The organism is Pseudomonas sp. 05N434 (assembly GCF_056396965.1).
In genome coordinates this window covers 1-6,501 of the sequence record NZ_JBFTMK010000279.1, presented here as the reverse complement: position 1 = coordinate 6,501, position 6,501 = coordinate 1, and the positions used below count along the sequence as shown (strand labels likewise).

The window sequence follows — 6,501 nt, the reverse complement described above, 5'->3', positions numbered from 1 at the left end:
GTCATGGGGTTCTCTCCTTGAAGCCTTACCGCGAAGTCCGTTTCTGAAAGATCGAAAGGCGTGTATTACCAGGCAACAAAACGATTCACTGTTTGTGTGTTTTAAGAATGATCGAGTGTGGTGGTAGTCGCCTGTTGGAGACTAGATAAGAGTGCGTTCGAATAGGTGTCAATAGAACTGATTGGCTAAAGGTTGGTTCTTGGGTTATTCAGAAATTTCCTACGCAGTGTAGTTAGTAAACCGCATCGTGGTGTCGAATTTAGTCCAATATTTCGTGGGTTTTACGCCTTGGGAGCAGCAGCCCGTTGAGTGAGGGTGGTGAGGGATTTCATGGATTTTAAGGGAAGTGAATCTGTTGCAGGACATATATATGTACCGCACGGGAGGGCTGGAAGTTGTTTATGATTTGGGTGAATCAAAGAGGTCAGGGGGAGGAGGGGCATGAGGTTTTTAGAAGAAGGGGGGTGTCACTTCCATCCATGGAAGTTGACGTTTTTTTGAAAGGATGCAACTAAGCGTTGTTAAGGAATTTACTGAGAAACTGCTTCGTCCGTTCTTCTTTCGGGTTGGCAAAGAGTGCCTTGGCTTCGCCCTGTTCGACAATCACACCCTTGTCGAAAAACACCACACGGTTGGCCACGTCCCGAGCAAAACCCATCTCGTGGGTGACGATCACCATGGTGCGTTTCTCCTCGGCCAGGCCGCGGATGGTCGCCAACACTTCGCCCACCAATTCCGGGTCCAGCGCCGAGGTCGGTTCATCGAACAGGATTACTTCCGGTTCCATCGCCAGCGCCCGGGCAATCGCCACACGCTGTTGCTGACCGCCGGAGAGGCGTCGCGGGTAAGCGTCTTCCTTGCCCGCCAGGCCGACCTTGGCCAACAGCTTTTTACCCAAGGCAACGGCGTCGGCTCGTGGAATCTTTTTCACCACGATCGGGCCTTCGATAACGTTTTCCAAGGCTGTGCGATGGGGAAACAGATTGAAGTTCTGGAACACAAAACCCACGTGCTGGCGAAGGCGTCGTACCAGGCTCTGCTGCTGGTTCAGGGGGCGGCTGCCATCGATCTCGATGTCGCCGACCTTGATCCGGCCGCTGGTGGGTTCTTCCAGAAAATTCAGGCAACGCAGGAACGTGGTCTTGCCAGAGCCGCTGGGGCCGATGATTGCCACCACCTCGCCTTCCTTCACCTGCAGATCGATGCCGTTGAGCACCACCTGACCCTTGAACTGCTTTGTCAGCTTTTCCACGACAATCATGGGGTCAGGACTCCTGGTCGTGCCGATTGACCCGCTCTTCCAACTTGTTCTGCAGGTGCGAAAGCACCGTGGCCAGAACCCAGTAGATCAGCGCGGCGGCAAGATACATGGTGAAAATTTCGAAGGTACGGGCGGTGATCAGCTGCGCCTGGCGGAACAGCTCCGGCACCTGAATGGTGGCCGCCAGCGCGGTGTCCTTGACCAGCGAGATGAAGCTGTTGCCCAACGGTGGCAGGGCCGTGCGCATCGCTTGCGGCAGAATGGCCCGGCGCAGGGTTTGCGCGCGGGTCATGCCGATACTGGCCGCAGCTTCCCATTGGCCGCGCTCGATGGAGCTGATCGCGGCACGCAGGATTTCGCAGGCGTAGGCCGCCATGTTCAGCGAGAAGCCGATCAGGGCTGCCGGCAGCGGATCAAGTTCGATGCCCAATTGCGGCAAGCCGTAATAGATCACGAACAGTTGCACCAGCAACGGCGTGCCGCGAAAGAACGACACGTAGATGCGGGAAATCCAGCTCACCAGTTTGAAGCGCGACAGGCGCATCAACGCCAGGCCGAAGCCCATCAGCAGGCCGAAGAACATTCCGCCCAGGCTCAGGATGACCGTGTAATACGCGCCCTTGAGCAGGAAGGGCGCGGAGTCCAGCGCGAGTTGGAAAGCTTCTCCCATTATTGAGTGACGTCAGCGCTGAAGTATTTTTCCGAAAGCTTTTTCAGCGTACCGTCGGCACGCAGCTTGTCGATGGCTTTGTTCACCGCGGCCAGCAGTTCAGGCTCGCCTTTGCGCAGGGCAATACCGGCCTCCTGACGGGAGAACGCTTCGCCGGCGGCGGCAGTGTCCTTGGCCTTCCTGGCGTATTCCAGCGCGGCCAGGCGGTCGATCAGAATGGCGTCGATGCGGCCGACGCGCAGATCCTGGAACTTGCTCGGGTCATCTTCGTAGGTGCGGACGTCAGCCTTAGGCACATTCTCTTTCACCCACTGCTCGTAGTTGGTGCCCAGGCCTACGCCGACTTTCTTGCCGGCCAGATCGGCGGCGGTCTTGATGGTGTCTTTGTTTTTGGTCAGGGTCAGCGCCTGAATCCCGGAAACGGTGTACGGCTCGGAGAAGTCGTACTTCTTCTTGCGCTCTTCGGTGATGGTCACCTGGTTGATCACCGCGTCCAAACGCTTGGATTCCAGGGCCGCGAGGATGCCTTCCCATTTGGTCGGCTGCAGTTTGACCTTCACGCCCAGCTCTTTGGCCAAGGCTTCGGAGAACTCGACTTCGAAGCCGCTCAGTTTGCCGGCCTCGTCGACGAAGCTGAACGGTGGATAAGTGCCCTCCAGGCCGACGTTGATCACGCCCGCGTCCTTGATCTTTTGCAGTTGCTCTCCGGCAACCGCTTGCCCGAGCAGGCCGGCGCTCAGCGCCAGGCCCAACGAGCCCACCAGCAGATTTCTACGTAGTGCGGAAAAATTCATGACAAGCCCCTGTGTTTTCTTATGGAAGACGCTTAAGGAAAGTTGGCAAATTCGGGATTTGAACGACTGCGATATCCTGCCCTAAAGCAGCTTATGCGTCTCGCTGCAAATTCGCCTGCGGCGCGACTATATGATGGGATTTTTAGATTGGAAAATAATAAATATTAAGTTTGTTATTCTTTAAATGAATATTTGAGGAATGCGTTCCTGTGGCGAGGGGGCTTGCCCCCGTTCGGCTGCGAAGCAGTCGTAATGTCTGCTGACTCGATATGACTGCCGGACACAAGGGGCCGCTGCGCGACCCAACGGGGGCAAGCCCCCTCGCCACAGGACTATCGGCTATAAAAAGTCTTTGTAGGCAAACAACGCCGGCGCTCCACCGGTGTGCAGGAAGATGATCGGGCCCGCATCGAAGCGCTGGCGCCCGATGCCGTCGAGCAAACCAGCCATGGCCTTGCCGGTATACACCGGGTCCAGCAACAACCCTTCCTGGCTCGCCAACAGCTTCACCGCCGCCAGCGTCCCGGCATTCGGCTCGCCATAACGCGGGCCGAAATATTCGTCCCACAGTTCGACTTTGAAACTCGCCGGCAGGCCCACGCCTAACAGCTCGGCAGTGCGTTCGGCGAGGCCCTGGACTTTCGGTCGTTGAGCTTCATCGCTACGGGAAACGGTCACGCCGATGACTGGCAAATCCGGCAGTACTTCGCTCAATGCCAGCGCCAGGCCGCTATGGGTGCCGGCACTGCCGGAAGCCAGGACTACGGCGGCGAATTGCAGCCCGGTGTCCTTGATCTGCTCGGCCAGTTCCAGACCCGCACGGACATAACCCAAAGCGCCCACCGCATTGGAGCCACCAATCGGCACCAGATAGGGTTTCTTGCCATTGCTGCGCAGACGTGCGGCCAGCGCTTGCAATTGCTCGTCAGCGTTGTCGAGGTTTTCCACCAGTTCGACCTTGGCATCGAACAGGTCCAGCAACAGCCGATTGCCATTGCCGAGGTAGTTGCTATCGTCAGTCCCGAGCGGGTTCTCCAGCAGCGCCACGCAGCCCAGGCCAAGCTTGGCCGCAATGGCGGCGGTTTGGCGCACGTGGTTGGACTGGATCGCGCCAGCGGTGATCAGCGTATCGGCGCCTTGGGCCAGGGCGTCGGCGGCGAGGTATTCGAGTTTGCGCAGCTTGTTGCCGCCCAGTGCCAATGGCGTCAGGTCATCGCGTTTGACGTACACATCGCGGCCCAGCCAGGTCGACAGGCGTTCGAGTTTTTCCAGCGGGGTAGGGTGACCGAGCAGGTCGAGGCGGTTAAAACGGGCAAGCTGTTGTTTGATCATGGGTCCGTACTGGCGGAGAAAGATGTCAGGACTATAGGCACGGGTATTTAGCGGGGCAACTGCCAATCGCTTATAGCCAAAAGTATTGATCCCAGCACTATTGGTTCTTAATTCGGCTGCAAGTCGTTGCCGTAAAGTAATCGCCGTCAGCGCGGCCAGACAGTCCGGCCGCCCGTGAGGAGTTTTTACCGTGAGCGAGCGTTCCAGCCATTGGCAATTGCAGACCATCGTCAGCCAACTGCGTACGGCGCGCGACCAATGGCGCGCACAAAACGGCCGCGCCAGCACCGAGCAGGGCGGTCGCGAGTTGCCGTCCCGAGCGGCCATGGCGGACATTCTCGAAGCCTTATGCGGTGCGTTGTTTCCGATGCGTCTGGGGCCGGTGGATTTGCGCGAGGAGAGTGAGGACTTCTACGTCGGCCACACACTCGACGTGGCGTTGAATGCATTGCTGGCTCAGGCGCGGCTCGAATTGCGTTACGTCGCTCGCCACAGTGCCGGGGTCGATTCTGAAGTCGAAGCCAAGGCCATCCGGATCATTCAGGACTTCGCCCTCGCTCTGCCGGAATTGCGCAGCCTGTTGGACACCGACGTGCTGGCGGCCTATCACGGCGATCCGGCGGCTCGCAGTGTCGATGAAGTGTTGCTGTGCTACCCGGGAATCCTGGCGGTGATTCACCATCGCCTGGCCCACCATTTGTACCGCGCCGGGTTGCCGTTGCTGGCGCGGATCAGCGCGGAAATCGCCCACTCGGCCACCGGTATCGACATCCATCCTGGCGCGCAGATCGGTCGCAGTTTCTTCATCGACCACGGTACGGGTGTGGTGATCGGCGAAACCGCGATCATTGGCGAGCGGGTGCGGATTTATCAGGCCGTGACGTTGGGCGCCAAGCGCTTCCCGGCGGACGAAGACGGCCAGTTGCAGAAGGGCCATCCGCGGCACCCGATCGTCGAGGACGACGTGGTGATCTATGCCGGCGCGACGATTCTGGGACGGATCACCATCGGCAAGGGCTCGACGATTGGTGGCAACGTCTGGCTGACCCGCAGCGTGCCAGCGGGGTGCAACCTGACCCAGGCGAATCTGCAGCATGATGACGGGACGCAGAAGTAAGGCTCCCTGATATTTGCTGACTGACATGCAGTCTTCGCGGGCAAGCCTCGCTCCTACAGAATCAGTGTCGATCGGGGACTTGGCGACCGACACAAAATCTGTAGGAGCGAGGCTTGCCCGCGAATGGTTTCAAGCCAAACCGAGATAATGGCATCCAGCTAATTTTCCACAGAACAAATCCCGTAAACCCCGCGTCATACCCTTCCTTGCACTCGCGCAGAAAAGCTACCGCCGAGCCCTGCGATTAGTCCTTAGCACCCTATTCATGTTTAACTTGAACGTTCATTCAAGTTAAACCGGTGGTTCGCCGCCCGCTCACAACAGGAGGCTTGCCTTTGCTGAGTCCGATTTTTACAGCCACGTTTTCCCCCCTCGAGGTGCACCTTTCGTGAGTGCATCGTCCATTCCCGCAAGCGGCCAGGTCCGCATGAATCCGCCGGTGTTTTATTTCGCGGCGACCTTCATTTTGTTGTTCGCCGTCGTGGTCATGGCGATCCCCGAACAGGCCGGTGCCTGGTTGTTGCAAGCGCAAAACTGGGCGGCCAATACGGTCGGCTGGTACTACATGCTCGCGATGACGCTGTATCTGGTCTTCGTGGTGGTCACCGCCTTGTCCGGCTACGGCAAGATCAAGCTCGGTGCCGACCACGACGAGCCCGAATTCAGTTACTTGTCCTGGGCCGGCATGCTGTTCGCCGCCGGGATCAGCATCACGCTGTTTTTCTTTTGCGTGTCCGAACCACTTACGCATTTGGTGCAACCACCGCAAGGCGAGGCCGGTACGGCGGAGGCGGCGCGTCAGGCGATGCAGATTCTGTTTCTGCACTGGGGCCTGCACGGCTGGGGCGTGTTCGCCTTCGTCGGCATGGCGCTGGCCTATTTCGCCTATCGGCATAACCTGCCGCTGGCCCTGCGTTCGGCGCTGTACCCGCTGATCGGCAAGCGCATCAACGGGCCCATCGGTTACGCGGTGGACGGCTTCGGCATCATCGCCACTGTGTTCGGCCTCGGTGCCGACATGGGCTTTGGCGTATTGCACCTCAACTCCGGCCTGGACTACCTGTTCGGCATCGCCCACACCCAGTGGATTCAGGTCGGCCTGATCACGCTGATGATGGGCGCGGCGATCATCGTCGCGGTGTCTGGCGTCGATAAAGGCGTGCGGGTGATGTCCGACATCAACATGCTGCTGGCCTGTGCGCTGCTGCTGTTCGTGTTGTTCGCCGGTCCTACCCAGCACTTGCTCAATACCCTGATCCAGAACCTTGGCGATTACCTCGGCGCCTTGCCGATGAAGAGTTTCGACCTCTACGCCTATGACAAACCC

5 protein-coding genes and 1 pseudogene are annotated in these 6,501 nt (G+C 58.7%); 2 read left to right on the top strand and 4 right to left on the bottom strand.

The window, feature by feature from the left end; translation table 11 throughout:
• Positions 1 to 511 precede the first annotated feature (511 nt).
• The 4 genes from tcyN to AC1DLB_RS17860 form a co-directional block, all read right to left on the bottom strand.
• Entirely contained in the window at positions 512 to 1,261 is a 750-nt protein-coding gene (gene tcyN, locus AC1DLB_RS17875) for an L-cystine ABC transporter ATP-binding protein TcyN (protein WP_007939567.1), read from the bottom strand.
• A gap of 4 nt (positions 1,262 to 1,265) precedes the next feature.
• The gene (gene tcyL / locus AC1DLB_RS17870; protein ID WP_007939566.1) at positions 1,266 to 1,931 is read right to left on the bottom strand and encodes a cystine ABC transporter permease; all 666 of its coding nucleotides are present in this window, start codon (positions 1,929 to 1,931) and stop codon (positions 1,266 to 1,268) included.
• On the bottom strand, positions 1,931 to 2,725 hold the full coding sequence (tcyJ, locus tag AC1DLB_RS17865) for a cystine ABC transporter substrate-binding protein (protein WP_019581730.1): 795 nt from the start codon (positions 2,723 to 2,725) through the stop codon (positions 1,931 to 1,933). Before tcyJ ends, tcyL begins: the two co-directional genes overlap by 1 nt.
• A gap of 339 nt (positions 2,726 to 3,064) precedes the next feature.
• Positions 3,065 to 4,057 (bottom strand): D-cysteine desulfhydrase, encoded by a 993-nt coding sequence (locus AC1DLB_RS17860; RefSeq protein WP_018929333.1) that lies wholly within the window; start codon positions 4,055 to 4,057, stop codon positions 3,065 to 3,067.
• Positions 4,058 to 4,247: 190 nt separating this feature from the next.
• Here AC1DLB_RS17860 and epsC point away from each other — a divergent pair, with 190 nt between their 5' ends.
• Positions 4,248 to 5,174 (top strand): serine O-acetyltransferase EpsC, encoded by a 927-nt coding sequence (epsC, locus tag AC1DLB_RS17855; RefSeq protein ID WP_018929332.1) that lies wholly within the window; start codon positions 4,248 to 4,250, stop codon positions 5,172 to 5,174.
• Positions 5,175 to 5,601: 427 nt separating this feature from the next.
• Positions 5,602 to 6,501 (top strand): annotated as a pseudogene (gene betT, locus AC1DLB_RS17850) (choline transporter BetT); the annotation flags it as partial.